The sequence below is a fragment of the Cellulosimicrobium cellulans genome (assembly GCF_006539945.1).
In the GTDB taxonomy this organism is placed as follows: domain Bacteria; phylum Actinomycetota; class Actinomycetes; order Actinomycetales; family Cellulomonadaceae; genus Cellulosimicrobium; species Cellulosimicrobium cellulans.
Map to the genome: position 1 here is coordinate 118,197 of NZ_BJNZ01000011.1, position 19,453 is coordinate 137,649.

The following is a 19,453-nucleotide window of genomic DNA, read 5'->3' on the forward strand; positions in this document are numbered from 1 at the left end:
CCCCGCACGCCACGAAGCCGCCCGTGGGCGACTTCGACCAGGGCGTCCCGAGCTTCGAGGCGTCGGGCGGCGACTGGGCCGACATCGCGGAGAGCGCCGTCGCCGCGGCCGCGCTCGGCGAGGAGCGCATCGTCGTCAACATGGGCCCGCAGCACCCGTCCACGCACGGCGTGCTCCGCCTCATGCTCGAGATCGACGGCGAGACGGTCACCGAGGCGCGCTGCGGCATCGGCTACCTGCACACCGGCATCGAGAAGAACATGGAGTACCGGACGTGGACGCAGGGCGTCACGTTCTGCACCCGCATGGACTACCTCGCGCCGCTGTTCCAGGAGACGGCGTACTGCCTCGCGGTCGAGAAGCTGCTGGGCATCACGGACGACGTGCCCGAGCGGGCCAGCGTCATCCGGGTGCTCATGATGGAGCTCAACCGGATCGCGTCCCACCTCGTGTGCCTGGGCACCGGTGGCAACGAGATGGGCGCGACGACCGTCATGACCATCGCGTTCACCGCCCGCGAGGAGATCCTGCGGATCTTCGAGGCCGTGACGGGCCTGCGCATGAACAACGCGTACGTCCGCCCCGGTGGCGTCGCGCAGGACGTCCCGCCGGACCTCGTGGACCAGGTCCGCAAGGCCGACCCGCTCATCCGGCGGTACCTCGGCCAGCTCGGCGACCTCATGCTCGCCAACCCGATCTTCAAGGGCCGCCTCGTCGGCGTCGGGCACCTCAGCCTCGCGGGCTGCATGGCGCTGGGCATCACCGGGCCCGTGCTGCGGTCGACGGGCCACCCGTACGACGTGCGCAAGTCCGACCCGTACTGCGGCTACGAGACGTACGACTTCGACGTCCCGACCGCGACCGGCGCCGACTGCTACGACCGCGTCGTGCTGCGGCTCGAGGAGTGCTACCAGTCGCTGCACATCGTCGAGCAGTGCCTCGAGCGCCTCGAGAGGACGGCCGGGCAGCCCGTCATGGTGGGCGACCGCAAGATCGCGTGGCCCGCGCAGCTCGCGATCGGCAGCGACGGCCAGGGCAACTCGCTCGAGCACATCAAGGAGATCATGGGCACCTCCATGGAGGCCCTGATCCACCACTTCAAGCTCGTCACCGAGGGCTTCCGCGTCCCGGTCGGGCAGGCGTGGCAGACCGTGGAGCACCCGCGGGGTGAGCTCGGGGTGCACCTCGTCTCCGACGGCGGCACCCGCCCCTACCGGGCGCACTTCCGCGACCCGTCGTTCAACAACCTCCAGGCCGTGGCGGCGATGTGCGAGGGCGGCCAGGTGGCCGACGTCGTGGTCGCCGTCGCCTCCCTGGACCCCGTGCTGGGAGGGGTGGACCGATGACCATCGACGCCGGACCTGCGACGAACGGCACGCCCGCCGGCGCGCCGCGCCCCGGGTACGACGCGGAGACGACGGCGCGCCTCGCCGCCGACGCCGCGCAGATCGTCGCCCGCTACCCCGAGTCCCGGTCGGCGCTGCTGCCGATGCTGCACCTCGTGCAGTCCGAGGACGGCTACGTCTCGCGCGACGGCATCCTGTTCTGCGCGGAGCAGCTCGGCCTCACCGCGGCCGAGGTCTCGGCCGTCGCGACGTTCTACACGCAGTACAAGCGCCACCCCAACGGCACCTACACCGTGGGCGTCTGCACGAACACGCTGTGCGCGATCATGGGCGGCGACGCGATCTTCGACGAGCTCTCCGACCACCTGGGCGTCGGGCACGACGAGACGACCGAGGACGGCGCGATCACGCTCGAGCGGGTCGAGTGCAACGCGGCCTGCGACTACGCGCCGGTCATGATGGTCAACTGGGAGTTCTTCGACAACCAGACCCCCGGCTCGGCGACCGACGTGGTCGACCGTCTCCGGGCGGGCGAGGCCGTCGCCCCGACGCGCGGCGCCGCGAGCGTGTGCTCCTTCAAGCAGATGAGCCGCATCCTCGCGGGCTTCCCCGACGGTCGCGCCGACGAGGGCGTCGGCGCCGGCGAGCCCACCCTCGCCGGCCTCCGCCTGGCGCGCGAGCAGGGCTGGACCGCCCCCGGTACCGACCAGGCCTCTACCTCGGCGGACCAGGCCTCTACCTCGGCAGGTGGGGCAGACGCCGCCTCCTCCGCCGGAGGCGAGGGCACGCCCGAGAAGCCGGTCACCGGCGGCGAGCAGTCGAGCGCCGAGCGGAAGCCGACGACCGGCGCCGACGTCGACCCCGGCGGCAAGGCCGAGTCTCCCGGCACCCAGCCCGACCCGTCGAAGGGAGCGGACGCATGAGCGAGCAGCAGGGCACCGTGGCCCGGCCGACCCCGGACCCGCTGACCCCCGTCCTGTCGGACACGTGGGACGCGGACCGGTCCTGGACGCTGGCGTCGTACGTGGACCGCGGTGGCTACGCAGGCCTGCGCGCGGCGCTCGCCCAGGACCCGGCGGACGTCGTCGCGACGGTCAAGGCGTCGGGCCTGCGCGGCCGCGGCGGCGCGGGCTTCCCGACGGGCATGAAGTGGGGCTTCCTGCCCGCGCCCGACGGCGGGCCGCGGTACCTGGTCGTCAACGCGGACGAGTCCGAGCCCGGCACGTGCAAGGACATCCCGCTCATGCTCGCGAGCCCGCAGGCGCTCGTCGAGGGCGTCGCGATCACGTCGTACGCGATCGGGTGCGACCACGCGTTCATCTACGTGCGCGGCGAGGTGCTCCACGTGTACCGCCGGCTGCTGCGCGCGGTCGAGGAGGCGTACGAGGCCGGCTACCTGGGCAAGAACGTCCAGGGATCGGGCTTCGACCTCGACGTCACGGTCCACGCCGGTGCGGGCGCGTACATCTGCGGCGAGGAGACGGCGCTGCTCGACTCGCTCGAGGGGCGCCGCGGGCAGCCGCGGCTCAAGCCGCCGTTCCCCGCGGTCGCGGGCCTGTACGCACGCCCGACGGTCGTCAACAACGTGGAGTCCATCGCGAGCGTGCCGTCGATCGTCGCGCGCGGCGCGGACTGGTTCACGTCGATGGGGACGGAACGCTCGGCCGGGTTCGGCCTGTTCTCGCTCTCGGGCCACGTGACGCGCCCCGGCCAGTACGAGGCGCCGCTCGGCACGACGCTGCGCGATCTCCTCGACCTCGCGGGCGGGATGCGCGGCGGCAAGGCGCTGAAGTTCTGGACGCCGGGCGGCTCGTCGACGCCGCTGTTCACGGACGCCCACCTCGACACACCCCTCGACTACGAGTCGGTCGCGGCGGCAGGCTCGATGCTCGGCACGCGCGCGCTCCAGCTCTTCGACGAGACGACGTGCGTCGTGCGGGCCGTGAGCCGGTGGACGGACTTCTACGCGCACGAGTCGTGCGGCAAGTGCACGCCGTGCCGCGAGGGCACGTACTGGATGAAGCAGGTCCTGGCGCGCATCGAGGCGGGCCAGGGCACGGAGTCCGACCTCGACCTGCTCCTCGACACGTGCGACAACATCCTGGGCCGCGCGTTCTGCGCGCTCGGCGACGGCGCCACGTCGCCGGTGACGAGCAGCATCGAGCTGTTCCGCGACGAGTACGAGGCGCACATCACGGAGCACCGCTGCCCGTTCGACCCCGCGGCAGCAGCCCTCTTCGACTACACGCCCCGCCCGGCCCGCGTCCTGACGGCAGGAGTGCACTGATGACGACCACGACCCCCGCCCCGGGCACCGGCTCAGCGGCCGTCCCCGCGGGTGGCGCGGCCAAGCCCCCGGTCCCCGCGGACCACGTGACGTTCACGATCGACGACGTCGAGATGTCCGTGCCGAAGGGCACGCTCGTGATCCGCGCGGCCGAGCAGATCGGGATCCAGATCCCGCGGTTCTGCGACCACCCGCTGCTGGAGCCCGCGGGCGCGTGCCGCCAGTGCCTCGTCGAGGTGGCGACGCCGGACCGCGAGGGCAACGTCCGGCCCATGCCGAAGCCGCAGGCGTCGTGCACGCTCGAGGCGACGCCCGGCATGGTGGTCAAGACCCAGCGCACCAGCCCGGTGGCCGACAAGGCGCAGCACGGGATCATGGAGCTGCTGCTCATCAACCACCCGCTCGACTGCCCGGTGTGCGACAAGGGCGGCGAGTGCCCGCTCCAGAACCAGGCGATGAGCAACGGCCGCGCGACGAGCCGGTTCGTGGACGTCAAGCGCACGTTCCCCAAGCCGATCGCGGTCTCGACGACGATCCTGCTCGACCGCGAGCGCTGCGTCCTGTGCCAGCGGTGCACGCGCTTCTCGCAGGAGATCGCGGGCGACGCGTTCATCGACCTCCAGAAGCGCGGCGCCGCGCAGCAGATCGGCCGGTTCGACGAGGCGGTGCTGGACTTCGCGCCGCCCGCGGGCCAGTCGCCGGGCGACCGCCCGGTCGGGCTCGCGCTCGAGGACGAGTCCGGCCTGCCGTTCGCGTCGTACTTCTCCGGCAACACGGTGCAGATCTGCCCGGTGGGCGCGCTCACCGGCGCGGCGTACCGGTTCCGCTCGCGGCCGTTCGACCTGGTCTCGACCCCCGGGGTCTCCGAGCACGACTCGTCGGGCTCGGCCATCCGCGTCGACCACCGGCGCGGTGTGGTGCTCCGCCGCCTCGCGGGCGAGGACTCGCTGGTCAACGAGGAGTGGATCACCGACCGGGACCGCTTCGCGTTCACGTGGCAGTCCGCGCCGGACCGCCTCACGCACCCGCTCGTGCGCGACCGTGAGGTCGCCCCGGACGGGACGGTGACGCGCGGCGAGCTGCGCCCCGCCTCGTGGGCGGAGGCGCTCGAGGTCGCGGCGGACGCCCTGACCCGGGCGCGCGACGCCGGGGGCGTCGCCGTCCTGCCGGGCGGCCGGCTCACGGTCGAGGACGCGTACGCGTACGCGAAGCTCGCGCGCACGTGGCTGCACACCAACGACGTCGACCACCGCGCCCGCGCGCACAGCGCCGAGGAGGCGGACTTCCTCGCGCACGCCGTCGCGGGCCGGGCCGTCGGCCACGCCGGCGGGGTGACGTTCACCGACCTCGAGAAGGCGCCCGCCGTCCTGCTCGTCGGCCTCGAGGCCGAGGAGGAGGCGGGCGTGACGTTCCTGCGCCTGCGCAAGGGGGCGCTGCGGCACGGCGTCCGGGTCTTCTCCGTCGCGCCGTTCGCGTCGCGCGGCGTGCAGCGCATGCACGGCACGCTCCTCCCGGCCGCGCCGGGCACCGAGGCGGAGTGGCTCGACGGCATCGCCGCGGGCGACCAGGTCCGCACGCTCGACGAGGCCGAGGGCACCGACCTCCTCGCCGAGGTGAGCGACGCGCTCCGGGCGCCGGGCGCCGTGATCCTCGTCGGCGAGCGGCTCGCCGCGACGCGCGGCGGGTTCAGCGCGCTGCTGCGCGCGGTCGCGGCGACGGGCGCACGCCTCGCGTGGGTCCCACGCCGCGCCGGCGAGCGCGGCGGCGTCGAGGCCGGCACCCTGCCGAACCTCCTGCCGGGCGGACGCCCGGTCGCGGACGCCGCGGCCCGCGTCGACGTCGCGACCGTCTGGGGCGTGGCCGCCACGGCCGACCGGCCGACCGGGCTCCCGGCCACGGCGGGCCGCGACGTGGGGGAGATGCTCGACGCCCTGTCGGTCGGCCAGCTCGCGGGCGCGCTCGTGGGCGGGCTCGAGCTCGACGACCTGCCCGACCCGGCGCACGCGCGCCGCGCGCTCGAGGCGGCGGACGTCGTCGTCTCGCTCGAGGTGCGGCGTTCGGCGGTGACCGAGCTCGCGGACGTCGTGCTCCCGGTCGCGCCGCCCGTCGAGCGCGAGGGTGCGTTCGTCAGCTGGGAGGGGCGCGTGCGCGCGTTCCCTGCCGCGCTCGCGTCCACGGCCATGACGGACCACCGCGTGCTCGACGCCCTGGCCGACGCCGCGGGCGTGCCGCTCGGCCTCCCGACCGTCGACGCCGTGCGCGCCGAGCTCGAGCAGCTCGTGGGCGACGGCGCCTGGGACGGCGAGCGCGCCGCCGCGCCGGACGCCGAGACCACGGAACCGCCTGCCGTCGCGCCGGGGACCGCGGTCCTCGCGAGCTGGCGGCTCCTGCTCGACGACGCCCGCGGCCAGGACGGCGAACGCTACCTCGCCGGGACGGCGAAGCGCCCGGTGGCCCGGCTGTCCGCGGCGACCGCGGCCGCGGCCGACGTGTTCGACGGCGACGTCGTGCGCGTCTCGACGGACCGGGGCGCGATCACGCTCCCGGTCGTCGTGACGGACATGGTCGACCACGTGGTGTGGCTGCCCCTGCGCTCGCCGGGCTCGTCCGTGCACGCGACGCTCGGCGCGGTGCCGGGCGACGTGGTCCGCCTCGAGACCGTGAGCACCGACGGAGGGGAGGGCGCATGAGGCTCGTCCACGCACTCGCGGCCGAGACGCCGGGCGTTCCCGGGATCACGGCGAACTTCTCGCAGGACAACGGCTGGACGTACCTCGTCAAGGCCGTGCTCATCCTCGTGTTCCTGCTGACGAGCGTGCTGTTCGCGATCTGGTTCGAGCGCAAGGTCGTCGCCCGCATGCAGGTGCGGCCCGGCCCCAACTGGCACGGCCCGTTCGGCCTGCTCCAGTCGCTCGCCGACGCGATGAAGCTCCTGCTCAAGGAGGACATCACCGTCAAGGCGGCCGACAAGTTCGTCTACCTGCTCGCGCCGATGATCTCCGTGTTCTGCGCGCTGCTGGTGTTCGCGGTCATCCCGTTCGGGCCCGAGGTGCAGATCCCGTTCACGGACTACGTGACGCCGGCGCAGCTCACCGACTTCCCGGTCGCGACGCTCTACATCCTCGCGTGCGCGTCGCTCGGCGTGTACGGCATCGTGCTCGGCGGCTGGTCGTCCGGGTCGACGTACCCGCTGCTCGGGTCCGTCCGCTCGACGGCCCAGGTCATCAGCTACGAGCTCGCGATGGGCCTCTCGCTCGTCTCCGTCTTCCTCATGGCGGGGTCGATGTCGACGTCGCGCATCGTCGACTCGCAGACGCAGCTCTGGTGGTTCCTCCCGCTCCTGCCCGCGTTCGTCATCTACGTCATCTCGATGGTCGGCGAGACGAACCGCCTCCCGTTCGACCTCCCCGAGGCCGAGGGCGAGCTCGTGTCCGGGTACATGACCGAGTACTCGTCGATGAAGTTCGCGTGGTTCTTCCTCGCGGAGTACATCAACATGCTCAACGTCTCCGCCGTCGCGACGACGCTGTTCCTCGGCGGGTGGCGCGCCCCGTGGCCGCTCTCGGCGATCAACGACGGGATGTTCAACGAGGGCTGGTGGCCCATCCTCTGGTTCCTCGTCAAGGTCTGGGCCGTCATGTTCTTCTTCGTGTGGGTCCGCGGCACGCTGCTGCGCCTGCGCTACGACCAGTTCATGCGGTTCGGCTGGAAGGTCCTCATCCCGTTCGCGCTCGCGTGGCTCGTGCTGCTCGCCGTCGCGCAGGCAGTGCGCCAGTTCCTCGACGTCGACCTGCGCGTCTTCGTCGGCATCGCCGTCGCGCTCGCCCTCGTGGTGGTGGTCGTCGTGTGGTTCTGGCCCGAGAAGAAGGCGCCACCCGGCGCGACGCCCCGCGCCGCGGGTACCGCGCCCGAGCCGTTCGACGCGTTCGCGGGCGGGTTCCCCGTCCCGCCGCTGCCCGGCCAGTCGCTCCCGCCCTCGCCGCGCCGTCGCGCCCTCGTGCCCGACGACGTGGGCTCGCCCGGGACGTCCGGGTCATCTGGAACGCCCCACGACAAGGAGGTCGACCGTGGCTGACGAGCAGAAGCCGACCCGGCCCGGCGAGTACGAGGTCCGGCGCCCCCAGGCGAAGGGGCTGCGCGAGGCGCTCGCTCCCGTCGCGGGGTTCGGCGTCACGTTCTCCTCGATGTTCCGCCCGACGGTCACCGAGCAGTACCCGCGCCAGAAGGTGCCGACGAAGCCGCGCTACCACGGCCGGCACCAGCTCAACCGGTACCCCGACGGCCTCGAGAAGTGCATCGGCTGCGAGCTGTGCGCGTGGGCCTGCCCCGCGGACGCGATCTACGTCGAGGGCGCGGACAACGCAGACCTGCCGGACGGCGGCCACATGTCGCCGGGCGAGCGGTACGGGCGCGTCTACCAGATCAACTACCTGCGCTGCATCTTCTGCGGGCTGTGCATCGAGGCCTGTCCGACGCGCGCCCTGACGATGACCAACGAGTACGAGCTCGCCGGCCCGACGCGCGAGGGCATGATCTGGGAGAAGCAGGACCTGCTCGCTCCGCTCCAGGAGCGGATGCTCGCCGCGCCGCACCCGATGGTGCCCGGGACCTCGGACACCGAGTACTACCGCGGGGAGGTGAGCGGCCCGGTGGCCGAGCAGGTGGACTGGGTGCGCGAGCACCGGCCGGACGACCCGACCCTCCCGCCCGAGCCCACGGGGCCGCCGCCGGAGGTCCGGCGGGTCACGCCGACCTCCGGACGGTCCGCCGGCGCGTCGGCCCGGAAGGCCGCCCGGTGACCGCGAGCGGCGGCGAGGCGGTCCTCTTCTGGGTCCTCGCCCCCCTCATGGTCCTCGCGGCGCTCTCGCTGCTCTTCGCGCGCAAGGCGGTGCACGCCGCCATCGCGGTCATGTTCGTCATGGTCGACCTCGCGATCCTCTACATCGCGCAGGAGGCGTCGTTCCTCGGCGTCGTCCAGGTGGTCGTGTACACGGGCGCCGTGATGATGCTCTTCCTCTTCGTGCTCATGCTCGTCGGGGTCGACGCGTCGGACTCGCTCGTGGAGACGATCCGTGGTCAGCGCTGGGTCGGCGTGCTCCTCGGGCTCGGGCTCGGCGTCGTGCTGGTGGGCGTGGTCGCCCAGGCGGCGTTCCCGCCGTCGGTGGGACTCGAGCTCGCCAACGCGGCGACCAACCCGGTCGCGCTCGCGCGCGTGCTCTTCGCGGACTACGTGTTCGCGATGGAGGTCGTAGGCATCCTGCTCATCACCGCCGCGGTCTCGGCGCTCGTGCTCACGCACCGGCGCCGGCTCACCCCGAAGGTGGGCCAGCGCGAGCAGGCCGACGCGAAGGTCGCGGCGCTGCCCGCGGGCGGCCGGCTCACCCCGCTCGCCGCCCCCGGCGTCTACGCGCAGAACAACGCCATGGACACCCCGGCGCTCGACGCGCAGGGCCGGCCCATCGAGGAGTCGGTCTCGCGCATCCTGCGCATCCGCGGCCAGGAGCGGTCGGCCGGGACGATCCTCGAGGCCGAGCGCGAGGTCCTCGTCGAGCACGAGCCGCTGCGGGCGCTGCCCGCGCTGCGGGCCCAGGACGCGAACGAGCGCACGGTGCAGAGCGCGACCGCCGACCAGCCGGGGGGCGAGGCGCCCGCGGGCGAGGTCGCCGGTCCGGACGACCCGGGCCGGTCCCGGGTCCCCGGTGACGCTCGCGGGACCGAGCGAGGAGAGGACTGATGGAGCTCACCAACTACCTCGTGCTCGCGGCGATCCTCTTCTCGATCGGCGCCGCGACCGTGCTGCTGCGACGCAACGCGATCATCGTGTTCATGGGCATCGAGCTCATGCTCAACGCGACCAACCTCGCGTTCGTGACCTTCGCCCGCATGCACGGCGACGTGACCGGGCAGGTGCTCGCGTTCTTCGTCATGGTCGTCGCGGCGGCGGAGGTCGTCGTCGGCCTCGCGATCATCGTGTCCATCTTCCGCACCCGTCGGTCCGCCTCGGTCGACGACGTCAACCTGCTCAAGAGCTGAGGGGCCGGCACCGATGACGACGCTCCTTCCCGCCCTGCCCACGGCGAGCGGACTGCTGGCCGCGACCGACGTCGTGCCCGCGTCCGAGACCGTGCCGGGCGCGTTCCTCGCGGCACCGTTCCTGGTGCTGCTCCCGCTCCTCGGGGCGGCCGTCCTCCTGCTCGCCGGACGCCGCAGCGACCGCTGGGGCGCGTGGTTCGGGGTCCTCATGTCCGCCGCGGCGTTCGTCGTGGGGCTGGTCCTCTTCCTCGCGATGCTCGGCCTGCCCGTCGACGAGCGGGTCGTGGACTACCGCCTCTTCGACTGGATCGTGTCCGGCGGCCTCGACCTCGCCGTCGGGCTGCGGATCGACCCGCTGTCCCTGACGTTCGTGCTCCTCGTGACGTTCGTCGGCACGCTCATCCACGTCTACGCGGTCGCCTACATGGCGCACGACCGCGACCGGCGCCGGTTCTTCGCGTACCTCAACCTGTTCATCGCGGCGATGCTCGTGCTCGTCCTCGCCGACTCGTTCCTCCTGCTCTTCGTCGGCTGGGAGGGCGTGGGCCTCGCCTCGTACCTGCTCATCGGGTTCTGGAACCACCACCGCGCGTACGCGGTCGCGGCCAAGAAGGCGTTCGTCATGAACCGTGTGGGCGACATCGGCCTCATCGTCGCCCTCATGCTCATGTTCGCGACGTTCGGCGCGGTCGACTTCACGACGGTGTTCGCGCAGGCGCCCGAGGCGTCCACCGCGCTGCTCACCGCCACGAGCATCGCGCTCCTGCTCGCCGCGTGCGGCAAGTCGGCGCAGTTCCCGCTGCAGGCCTGGCTCGGGGACGCGATGGCCGGCCCGACGCCGGTCTCCGCCCTCATCCACGCGGCCACCATGGTCACGGCGGGCGTCTACCTCGTCGTGCGGTCGGCCCCGATCTTCGAGGGCGCGCCCACCGCGCAGCTCGTCGTCGTGATCGTCGGCGCGGTGACGCTGCTCTTCGGGGCGATCGTCGGCTGTGCCAAGGACGACATCAAGAAGGCGCTCGCCGCGTCGACCATGTCGCAGATCGGGTACATGATCCTGGCCGCAGGACTCGGTCCGATCGGGTACGCGTTCGCGATCTTCCACCTCGTGACGCACGGCTTCTTCAAGGCCGGGATGTTCCTCGGGGCCGGCTCCGTCATGCACGGCATGGACGACCAGGTCGACATGCGCCGGTTCGGCGGGCTCGCGCGGTACATGAAGGTCACGTGGATCACGTTCATGATGGGCTGGCTCGCGATCCTCGGCATCCCGCCGTTCTCCGGCTTCTGGAGCAAGGACAAGATCATCGAGGCCGCGTTCGTCCCCGTCGACGGCGAGCCGTGGCGGGCGTGGGTGTTCGGCGGAGTCGCGCTGCTCGGCGCCGGGATCACCGCGTTCTACATGTCGCGCCTGTTCTTCATGACGTTCTCCGGGCGCCGCCGCTGGAACGACGGCAGCGGCTCGGCGGACGGGCTCGGCCCGCAGGACGGACCGGTCCAGCACCCGCACGAGTCCCCGCGCCTCATGACGTGGCCGATGATCGTCCTCGCGGTCGGGTCGGTCGCGCTGGGCGGCATCCTCGCCGCGGGCTCGCGGTTCGTCACGTGGCTCGAGCCGGTCACCGGGCACGCCGAGCACCACGAGCCGGTCCTGCCGGTGTGGTCGCTCATCACCCTGACGCTCCTGCTCGTCCTCGCCGGCGCGGCCCTCGCCTGGCGGCAGTACGCGATGTCGAGCGTCCCGGTCCGTGCGCCGCGGGGCTCCGTGCTCACGCGTGCCGCCCGGCGCGACCTGTACCAGGACGACGTCAACGAGACCGTGTTCATGCGGCCCGGCCAGTACCTCACGCGCTCGCTCGTCTACGCCGACAAGGAGATGGTCGACGGCGGCTGGATGGGCCTCGCCGGCCTGGTCGGCCGGATCGGGGAGTGGCTGCGCGGGTGGCAGAACGGCTACGTGCGCTCGTACGGCGCGACGATGCTCGGCGGCCTCGTGGTGATCGTCGTCGTCGTCCTCGCCCTGACCACCGGCTCCGCGAGCTGAGAGGGAGACACCCATGACTACCTCCGTCCCCTGGCTGTCCCTGCTCGTCGCCTGGCCCCTCGTGGGTGCCGCGGCGGTGTGGCTCACGGCCGCGGCCCGCACGCGCGGCGTCGGCGCGGGAGCGCTGCGCACCGTGCGCGGCATCGCCCTCGGTGCCGCGCTCGTCGAGCTGGGCCTGCTCGTCGGTGCCTTCACCGCGTTCGACCCGTCCGCCGCCGGCACGCACCAGCTCGCCGAGACGTACCGCTGGATCCCGCAGATCGGCGCGAGCTACGCGGTGGGCGCCGACGGCGTCGCGCTCGCGCTCGTGGCGCTGTCGGTCCTGCTCGTCCCGCTCGTCGTGCTGGCCGCGTGGAAGGAGCAGGACGGCGACGTGCGCCGCCTGCGTCACTACCTCGCGCTCGTCCTGCTGCTCGAGGCGTTCATGGTCGCGGTGTTCGTCGCGCGCGACGTGTTCCTCTTCTACGTGCTGTTCGAGGCCATGCTGATCCCGGTCTACTTCATGATCGGCGGGTTCGGCGTCGGGGCGCGGCGGCGCTACGCCGCCGTGAAGTTCCTGCTGTTCTCGCTCGCGGGCGGCCTGATCATGCTCGCGGCCGTCATCGCGTTGTACGTGCAGGTGCCGATCGACCCGACCACGGGCGCGCGCCCCGAGGACGCGTTCCTCACGTCGAACCTCGTGGGGTACTTCGCCGAGAACCCGATGCCGGTCACCACCGAACGACTGCTGTTCCTCGGGTTCTTCCTCGCGTTCGCCATCAAGGCGCCGCTCTTCCCCGTCCACACCTGGCTGCCCGACGCCGCGCAGCACGCGCCCGCCGGCACCTCCACGCTCCTCGTGGGCGTGCTGGACAAGGTCGGCACGTTCGGGATGCTCACGCTGTGCCTCCCGCTCTTCCCGCACGCGAGCGCGTGGGCGGCCCCGGTGGTGATCGTCCTGGCCGTCGTCTCGATCCTCTACGGCGCGCTCATGGCGATCGGCCAGAGCGACCTCATGCGACTCATCGCCTACACGTCGGTGTCCCACTTCGGGTTCATCGTGCTCGGCATCTTCGCGTTCACGTCGCTCAGCGTGTCCGGGTCGTCGCTGTACATGGTCAACCACGGCATCTCGACCGGTGCGCTCTTCCTCCTGGCCGGCTTCCTCGTCGCCCGGCACCCGGAGCGCTCGCAGCGCATCGCCGACTACGGCGGCCTCCAGAAGGTGGTCCCCGTGCTCGCGGGGACGTTCCTCGTGGCCGGCCTGTCCGCGCTCTCGCTGCCGGGCCTGTCGACGTTCGTCAGCGAGATCATGGTGCTCGTCGGCACGTTCGCGCGCAGCCCGTGGGCCGCGCTGGTCGCGGTGCTCGGCGTCGTGCTCGCCGCGCTCTACGTGCTGCTGACCTACCAGCGGATCTTCACGGGCGGCACCCGCGAGGGGCTCGACCAGCTCCCGGACCTCGGCGCGCGCGAGAGGTGGGTCGTCGCTCCGCTGATCACGGTCCTGCTCGTCCTCGGCTTCTACCCGGCTCCCGCGCTCGACCTCGTGCGCGAGCCCGCGGAGGTCACCCTGTCCGACCTCGCGGTCGCCGGCGTCGAGGACCCGCCGCGCTCCGACCCGTTCGCCGAGGAGACCGAGCTGGTCGCCTTCGAGAGCCAGGGGTCGTCCCTCACCCGTAGCTCCGACGAAGGGAGCGAGTCGTGAACGACTCCTTCGTGGCCCCCACGGTCGACTGGCTGTACCTCGCCCCGATCCTCGTCGTGCTGGGTGCCGGCGTCGTCGGCGTGCTGATCGAGGCGTTCGTCCCGGCGCGCGTGCGGCGCACGACGCAGGTTCTCCTCGCGCTCCTCGCGACGGCCGCGGCGTTCGCGCTCGTCGTCGTGATGTGGCGCGACCCGGCCGTGCAGGGGAGCGACGGCGCGCCCTACGGGGTGCGGGTGCTCGGCGGGTCGATGGTCATCGACCCGTTCGGGCTCGCGATCCAGGGGATCGTCGTCCTGCTCGCGTTCCTCGCGATCCTCGTGATCGCGGACAAGACGTCGACCGGCCAGGACGCGTTCGCACCGTCCGCCGCGGCAGTGCCCGGCTCGCCGTACGAGGACCTCACACGCCGCAAGGGCCTCGAGCAGACCGAGGTCTACCCGCTCGTGCTCTTCGCCGTCGGCGGCATGATGATCTTCCCCGCGACCGGCAACCTCCTCGTGATGTTCGTCGCGCTCGAGGTGCTCTCGCTCCCGCTCTACGTGCTCTCGGCGATGGCGCGCCGGCGTCGTCTCCTGTCGCAGGAAGCGTCGTTCAAGTACTTCCTCCTCGGCGCGTTCGCGTCCGCCCTGTTCGTGTTCGGCGTCGCGCTCGTCTACGGCTTCGCCGGCTCGGTCGACCTGGTCGAGGTCTACCAGTCGCTCGCGAACCCCGCCGGGCCGCTCGCGACCATGCCCGGCCTCGTCGTCGTCGGCGTCCTGCTCATCCTCGCGGGCCTGCTGTTCAAGATCGGCGCCGCGCCGTTCCACGCGTGGACCCCCGACGTCTACCAGGGCGCACCGACGCCGATCACCGGCTTCATGGCCGCGTGCACCAAGGCGGCGGCGTTCGGCGCGCTCCTGCGCGTCCTGTACGTCGTGAGCCTCGGCCTCGCGCAGTCGTCCCTCGCCACGCGCGAGGACCTCTTCGTGGCGCTGTGGATCGTCACGCTGCTCACGATGGTCGTCGGCACCGTCGTCGGTGCCGTGCAGACCGACGTCAAGCGCCTGCTCGCCTACTCGTCGATCGCGCACGCGGGCTTCATCCTCGTCGGCGTCATCGGGTTCTCGCAGCTCTCGCTGCGAGCCTCGGTCTTCTACCTGCTCGTCTACGGTCTCGCGACGGTCGGCGCGTTCGCCGTCGTCACGCTGGTCCGCGAGACCGCCCCGGTGCGCGAGCGCGTGCCCGTGGCGGTGGGTGCGGGGGCGGCAGGAACCGACGCGACGGGCGACGCCGCGGACAACGCGACGGACGGGGCGACGGAGCAGCCGGTCGCCGTCCTCGGCGAGGCGACGCACCTCGCCCAGTGGGCGGGGCTCGGACGCCGGAGCCCGTGGCTCGCGGGCGTGTTCTCCCTCTTCCTCCTCTCCATGGCGGGCATCCCGCTCACGGCGGGCTTCGTGGCGAAGTTCACCGCGTTCGGTGCCGCCATCGCCGGGCCCGACGGCCAGGGCGGGGGCTCGACGTGGGTGCTCGCCGTGGTCGGCGTCCTCGCGTCGGCCGTCGCGGTCTTCTTCTACGTCCGCATCATCGTGCTGATGTTCTTCACCGCGCCCTCCGGGGGGCCCGCGGACGACGACGGCGCCGCGGTCGAGGGGCCGGGCGTGACCGTCGTCCGGTCGACCGGCCCGACGACGATCGCGATCGCCGTGTGCGCGCTCGGGGTGCTCGTTCTCGGTGTGTTCCCGTCCCCGGTTCTCGATCTGGCGGCCGAGGCGGTTAAGTTCGTCCCGTGACCCCTGTGCCTTCCGTGCCGCCCGAGCCCACCGGGCCCCGCGGCCCGCGTGATCGGACCGCGCCCGTGACGACCACCGCGATCCCGATCTCGGACCCCGAGCTCGCGGCCGCCCTCACCGAGCGGCTCGCCGGGGTCGAGGCTCGGCTGCGCGACGCCGTCGCGCACGCCGACCCGCTGGCCGACACCGCGTCCCGCCATCTCGTCAACGCGGGGGGCAAGCGCCTGCGGCCGCTGCTCACGCTGCTCGCCGCGGAGCTCGGGGACGGGACGCGTCCGGAGGTGGTGGAGTCCGCGGTCGTCGTCGAGCTCACGCACCTCGCGTCGCTCTACCACGACGACGTCATGGACTCCGCCCCGGTGCGCCGGGGGGCCCCGTCCGCGCACGCGGTGTGGGGCAACTCGGTCGCGATCATGGTCGGCGACCTGCTCTTCGCGCGTGCCGCGTCGACCGTGGCGGCGCTCGGGCCGGAGGCCGTCCTGATCCAGGCGAAGACGTTCGAGCGGCTGTGCCTGGGACAGCTGCACGAGACGATCGGTCCGGGGGAGGGCGACGACCCCGTCGAGCACTATCTCGAGGTGCTGGCCGACAAGACGGCCTCGCTCCTATCCACGTCCGCGCGCCTCGGTGCCATGTTCGCGGGGTGCCCGGCGGCCGTCGTCGACACCGTCGCGGCCTACGGGGAGAAGCTCGGGGTCGCGTTCCAGCTCGCCGACGACGTGCTCGACCTGGCGTCGTCGGGCGACGAGTCGGGCAAGACCCCGGGCACGGACCTGCGCGAGAAGGTGCCGACCATGCCGGTCCTGCTGCTCCGTGCCCGGATCGCGAACGGGACCGCGAGCGAGGCGGACGCCGGGCTCGTCGAGCTCCTCGACTCCGACCTGACGGACGACGCCGCGCTCGCCGCGGCCGTGGCCGCGCTGCGGCGCCACGAGGTGCTCGGGGAGACGCGGGCGTTGGCGGTGCGCTGGGCCCGCTCCGCCGTGGAGGAGCTCGACGCGCTCCCCGCGGGCCCGGTCACCGACGCGCTGCGCTCGTTCGCGGAGGCGCTCGCCGACCGCGCCGCCTGACCGGCTCGCGGAGGGGTGATCTTTCGTCCGGTGGGTGGTTGCCCGGGACGTCGGCACCGTCGTCCCGCATCGTTGCCTCCGTCACCGGGTTGACCTGCCGCGACGTCGCGCCGCACCGCAGCGGAGGTCGCCGCGAGGCGACGTCGCGGGCGGGAGGGTGGGGAGTGCTCCCCATAGCACGGGTGTCGGATTTCACCCTGTCGCCCGCTATCCTCGAGTGCGCGATCGGTGGGGCCGCCTGGAGAGTGCGAGATCGAGGGGGCTGGAGAAGGGGACCGATCGTCTCCCGATCCAACTCCTCGGAGGACCTGTGGGTTTCCTGGCGCGTCTGCACGAGCACCGCCGCACCGTCGCGTCGGTGACGACCGTGTCGGTGTTCTCGACGGCGCTGGTGGGGATGGCGTTCCTCTACGAGGGCGAGGCCACGGCGGACGTGGACCTGAACGACTCGGGCGTGTGGGTGACGAAGACGTCGGCCGGGCTGCTGGGTCGGTTCAACTCAGCCTCGCAGGCGTTGGACGGGACGCTGAACGCGGGCAGCGCGTCGTTCGACGTGCAGCAGGACGCCGGGCGGGTGCTCCTCGAGGACTCGGGGACCGGGACGGCGTCGCCGGTGAGCGTCGCGCACCTCAAGCTGGACGGGCAGCTCCGCCTGCCGCCCGACGCCCTGGTGGTCTCCGGAGGTGCGACGACGGCCATCCTCGACGGCGAGGAGGGCCGGCTGTGGGTGCTGCCGTTCGACGGCGTCGCGTCGTTCGACGCGGAGGAGATCGATCCCACGGTCGTGGTGGACGGCGGGGGTGACGTCGCCGTCGCGCAGGACGGGACGGTCTTCGCGGCGATCCCGTCGACGGGGACGCTGTGGACGGTGACGACGACGTCCAGGGGCACCGCGGACGGCGAGCCGTCGTCCTCGGCTCTGCCGGTGGGCAAGGGCGCGGAGGTCGAGGTGACCGCGGTGGGCGACGAGCCCGTGGTGCTCGACCGGTCGGCGTCGCAGCTGGTCCTGCCGGGTGGGAAGACGGTCGCCCTGGAGGACGGCGCGGAGGCGCGCCTGCAGCAGCCGTCGGCCGGCTCGGAGAACGTCGTCGTGGCCACGGCCACGGGACTGGTGACGCAGCCGCTGAAGGGCGGCGATGCTCTGCGACGGTCGGCCGAGGGACGCCCGGGCGCGCCGGTGCAGCTCGGCGCGTGCACGTACGGGGCGTGGGCCTCGACGGGGCAGGTGGTCCGTGACTGCGAGGGCACGGACCGCGACCTGGACACCCGCCTGGAGGGGATCGATCCTCAGGCGCGTCTCGAGTACCGGGTGAACCGGCACGTGATCGTGCTGAACGATCTCGCGGCGGGGACGTTGTGGATGGCGGCGGACGAGTACCAGAAGGTCGACGACTGGGACGTCCAGATGCCGGAGGAGGCCGAGGGCGAGGAGTCCGACGCCGAGCTGACGAACCCCGAGCAGGTGGACCAGTTCATCGCCGACCGGACCCAGCCGAACAGGCCCCCGCAGCCCAAGGACGACTCGTTCGGGGTGCGCCCCGGGCGCACGACGATCCTGCCGGTGCTCGGCAACGACGTGGACCCCGACGGGGACGTCATGACGGCGTCCGTCGCGGGCGACGGCCCGGACGGGATCACGGTGCAGCAGATCATGGGCGGCGCGGCGGTGCAGGCCGTGGTGCCGGACGACGCGACCGGTACGGAGTCGTTCCGGTACTCCGTCGCGGACGGGCGTGGGGGCGTGGCCGAGGCCGGCGTCACGCTGAAGGTGTCGCCGTGGGGGGAGAACGCGGCGCCGGAGCAGACGGGCGACCCGGTGCTGCGGGTCGGGCAGGGCGGTCGGGCCACGATCAAGGTGCTGCCGTACTTCAAGGACCCCGACGGCGACGACCTCTACCTCGCCTCGGCCGCGGCGACCGTGGCCGGTGACGACGTGCGCTCGCGCCCGGACGGGACGGTCGAGTTCCGCGACGGCGGCGGCTCCACCGGCCGCAAGATCGTCACGGTCACCGTCGCGGACGGGCAGGGCGGGGTGTTCGAGGGCAAGCTGCTGGTCGACGTGGTGCCCGGTCCGCAGCCGCCCGTCGCGGTGAACGACCACGTGGTGGTGCCCGCGGGGCAGCCGGTCACGGTCGAGCCGTTGCGCAACGACTCCGACCCGAACGACGACGAGCTGCGCCTGGTGTCGGTCTCGGAGTCCGCCCCGGCGCAGATCACCACGAATCCCGACGCGGGCACGTTCACGTTCGTGTCGATGGAGCCGCGCTCCTACGACCTGACCTACCAGGTCACCGACGGCCCGAACGTCACGACGGGTCTGGTGCGGGTGGACGTGCTGCCGCCGTCGGAGGCCGAGGGCGCCCCGATCGTGGTGACCGACACGGCGCTGCTGCCGGCGGGCGGGTCGACCCTGGTCGACGTGCTGGCCAACGACACCGATCCCGCCGGCGGGGTCCTCGTCGTGCAGTCCGTGCGTGTTCCGGCCGACGCGGGCGTGTCGGTCGCCGTGCTCGCGCACCAGATGCTGCGCATCACCGAGCTGCGCCGGCTCGACGGTCCCGTCACCGTCACGTACACCGTGTCGAACGGCACGGAGACGGCGACCGGCGAGGTGCGGGTGGTGCCCGTGCCGGCGCCGACGCGGTTGCAGCCGCCGCAGGCGGCGGCGGACGAGGTCACGGTGCACGCGGGGGACGTGGTGACGGTCCCGGTGCTGAAGAACGACACCCACCCCGACGGGCTGGAGCTGTTCTTGCAGCCCGAGCTCGAGCAGGACGTGGACCCGGCGCTGGGTGAGGCGTTCGTCTCGGAGGACACGCTGCGGTTCAAGGCCGGTCCCGAGGCCGGGACCGCGTACGCGATCTACCGGGTGCGCGACGTCAACGGGCAGGAGGACTCCGCCCAGGTCACGATCCGCATCCGCGACGGGGAGGACAACGCGCCCCCGCAGCCGCGCGAGATCGACGCCCGCGTGCTGTCGGGCTCGAGCGTGCGCGTGGACGTCCCGCTGGACGGGATCGACCCCGACGGTGACTCCGTCCAGGTCTCCGGCGTGGCGTCGCCTCCTTCGAAGGGCACGGCACAGGTCGAGGCGGGTTCCCTGCTCTACACCGCGTCGAAGAACGCGAGCGGGCTCGACGTCTTCACGTACACCGTGCTGGACGCCCGCGGCGCGACGGCGACCGGCACCGTGCGCGTGGGGATCGCGCGTCCGGGC

Annotated in this window: 13 protein-coding genes; all 13 read left to right on the forward strand. The window is 72.7% G+C overall.

Annotated elements, in window-relative coordinates:
* Positions 1-23: 23 nt before the first annotated feature.
* On the forward strand, positions 24-1,346 hold the full coding sequence (locus CCE02nite_RS10555) for an NADH-quinone oxidoreductase subunit D (RefSeq protein WP_255318794.1): 1,323 nt from the start codon (positions 24-26) through the stop codon (positions 1,344-1,346).
* Positions 1,343-2,269 (forward strand): NADH-quinone oxidoreductase subunit NuoE, encoded by a 927-nt coding sequence (nuoE, locus tag CCE02nite_RS10560; protein ID WP_141389602.1) that lies wholly within the window; start codon positions 1,343-1,345, stop codon positions 2,267-2,269. Before CCE02nite_RS10555 ends, nuoE begins: the two co-directional genes overlap by 4 nt.
* Positions 2,266-3,633: an NADH-quinone oxidoreductase subunit NuoF gene (nuoF, locus tag CCE02nite_RS10565; protein WP_141389603.1), complete on the forward strand. Its 1,368-nt coding sequence runs from the start codon at positions 2,266-2,268 to the stop codon at positions 3,631-3,633. The genes nuoE and nuoF overlap by 4 nt, the downstream gene beginning before the upstream one ends.
* Positions 3,633-6,323, forward strand: coding sequence for an NADH-quinone oxidoreductase subunit G (locus CCE02nite_RS10570; protein ID WP_174774908.1), 2,691 nt, complete (start codon positions 3,633-3,635; stop codon positions 6,321-6,323). Before nuoF ends, CCE02nite_RS10570 begins: the two co-directional genes overlap by 1 nt.
* A complete protein-coding gene (gene nuoH / locus CCE02nite_RS10575; protein ID WP_141389604.1) occupies positions 6,320-7,708 on the forward strand; it encodes an NADH-quinone oxidoreductase subunit NuoH in 1,389 nt (462 codons plus the stop codon). The genes CCE02nite_RS10570 and nuoH overlap by 4 nt, the downstream gene beginning before the upstream one ends.
* On the forward strand, positions 7,701-8,432 hold the full coding sequence (gene nuoI, locus CCE02nite_RS10580) for an NADH-quinone oxidoreductase subunit NuoI (protein ID WP_141389605.1): 732 nt from the start codon (positions 7,701-7,703) through the stop codon (positions 8,430-8,432). The genes nuoH and nuoI overlap by 8 nt, the downstream gene beginning before the upstream one ends.
* Positions 8,429-9,367: an NADH-quinone oxidoreductase subunit J gene (locus CCE02nite_RS10585; RefSeq protein WP_141389606.1), complete on the forward strand. Its 939-nt coding sequence runs from the start codon at positions 8,429-8,431 to the stop codon at positions 9,365-9,367. The genes nuoI and CCE02nite_RS10585 overlap by 4 nt, the downstream gene beginning before the upstream one ends.
* The gene (gene nuoK / locus CCE02nite_RS10590; RefSeq protein WP_047234414.1) at positions 9,367-9,666 is read left to right on the forward strand and encodes an NADH-quinone oxidoreductase subunit NuoK; all 300 of its coding nucleotides are present in this window, start codon (positions 9,367-9,369) and stop codon (positions 9,664-9,666) included. Before CCE02nite_RS10585 ends, nuoK begins: the two co-directional genes overlap by 1 nt.
* A gap of 13 nt (positions 9,667-9,679) precedes the next feature.
* A complete protein-coding gene (nuoL, locus tag CCE02nite_RS10595) occupies positions 9,680-11,710 on the forward strand; it encodes an NADH-quinone oxidoreductase subunit L (RefSeq protein WP_141389607.1) in 2,031 nt (676 codons plus the stop codon).
* Between the two features lie 13 nt (positions 11,711-11,723).
* Positions 11,724-13,394, forward strand: coding sequence for an NADH-quinone oxidoreductase subunit M (locus CCE02nite_RS10600; protein WP_141389608.1), 1,671 nt, complete (start codon positions 11,724-11,726; stop codon positions 13,392-13,394).
* Positions 13,391-15,166: an NADH-quinone oxidoreductase subunit NuoN gene (nuoN, locus tag CCE02nite_RS10605; RefSeq protein ID WP_141389609.1), complete on the forward strand. Its 1,776-nt coding sequence runs from the start codon at positions 13,391-13,393 to the stop codon at positions 15,164-15,166. Before CCE02nite_RS10600 ends, nuoN begins: the two co-directional genes overlap by 4 nt.
* Positions 15,167-15,231: 65 nt before the next feature.
* The gene (locus tag CCE02nite_RS10610) at positions 15,232-16,236 is read left to right on the forward strand and encodes a polyprenyl synthetase family protein (protein ID WP_141389610.1); all 1,005 of its coding nucleotides are present in this window, start codon (positions 15,232-15,234) and stop codon (positions 16,234-16,236) included.
* Positions 16,237-16,594: 358 nt separating this feature from the next.
* On the forward strand, positions 16,595-19,453 hold a 2,859-nt coding region (locus CCE02nite_RS10615), incomplete at its 3' end, for an Ig-like domain-containing protein (protein WP_255318791.1).

What these genes read in the sequence shown, in the direction of transcription:
- CCE02nite_RS10600 (WP_141389608.1), top strand. Translation starts at nt 11,724, where the DNA reads ATGACTACCTCCGTCCCCTGGCTGTCCCTGCTCGTCGCCTGGCCCCTC.
- nuoF (WP_141389603.1), top strand. Translation starts at nt 2,266, where the DNA reads ATGAGCGAGCAGCAGGGCACCGTGGCCCGGCCGACCCCGGACCCGCTG.
- CCE02nite_RS10570 (WP_174774908.1), top strand. Translation starts at nt 3,633, where the DNA reads ATGACGACCACGACCCCCGCCCCGGGCACCGGCTCAGCGGCCGTCCCC.
- nuoH (WP_141389604.1), top strand. Translation starts at nt 6,320, where the DNA reads ATGAGGCTCGTCCACGCACTCGCGGCCGAGACGCCGGGCGTTCCCGGG.
- nuoE (WP_141389602.1), top strand. Translation starts at nt 1,343, where the DNA reads ATGACCATCGACGCCGGACCTGCGACGAACGGCACGCCCGCCGGCGCG.
- nuoK (WP_047234414.1), top strand. Translation starts at nt 9,367, where the DNA reads ATGGAGCTCACCAACTACCTCGTGCTCGCGGCGATCCTCTTCTCGATC.
- nuoL (WP_141389607.1), top strand. Translation starts at nt 9,680, where the DNA reads ATGACGACGCTCCTTCCCGCCCTGCCCACGGCGAGCGGACTGCTGGCC.